This is a genomic window from Methanocalculus natronophilus (assembly GCF_038751955.1).
GTDB classification, from domain to species: domain Archaea; phylum Halobacteriota; class Methanomicrobia; order Methanomicrobiales; family Methanocorpusculaceae; genus Methanocalculus; species Methanocalculus natronophilus.
The window spans coordinates 1-601 of the sequence record NZ_JBCEXH010000090.1 but is presented as its reverse complement, the minus strand read 5'-3'; the positions used below and the strand labels follow the sequence as shown (position 1 = coordinate 601).

2 protein-coding genes are annotated in these 601 nt (G+C 32.6%); both read left to right on the top strand.

What is annotated here, in order from left to right:
* A partial coding sequence (locus ABCO64_RS10605) for an HAD hydrolase-like protein (RefSeq protein WP_343089450.1) occupies positions 1-238 on the top strand: 238 nt, incomplete at its 5' end.
* A gap of 2 nt (positions 239-240) precedes the next feature.
* The coding region (locus ABCO64_RS10600; protein WP_343089449.1) for an HIT family protein at positions 241-601 on the top strand (361 nt) is incomplete at its 3' end.

Below are 601 nucleotides of genomic sequence, written 5' to 3'. Positions count from 1 at the left end.
CAAACCCGCAAAAGATGCTTGCGTGCATGCATTAAATCAGTTTAAAGATTGGAATCAAGCTTTGATGATTGGCGATAATGATTCAGATATCTTATCAGGAAAAAATGCCAATATTTTAACTGCAGGCGTTATATGGAGCATTAAAGGGAAAGAAACTTTAGAAGAAGCCAAGCCTGATTATATGTTAGAATCAATGTATTCACTATTAGATATTTTAAAAGAAGATGGAGGGAAATAATAATGGATTGTATATTTTGTAAAATATTAGAAGGAGAAATCCCTTCTTATAAAGTGTATGAAGATGATCATATTTATGCATTTTTAGACATCACACAAACAACAAAAGGACATACCTTAGTCATCCCTAAAAATCATATCAAAAATATTTATGAACTCGATTCAACCCTAGCAACGCAAATCTTTTCAAAAGTTCCTTTGATCACAAAAGCGTTAAAAGAAGCATTTAAACCGATAGGGTTTAATATTATCAATAACGTTGATAAACCGACCCAAAGCGTCTTTCATTTCCATGTTCATATCGTCCCAAGATATGAAAACGATGCGGTAGAACTCTTAACCCCTAATCAAATGGAAAACTACG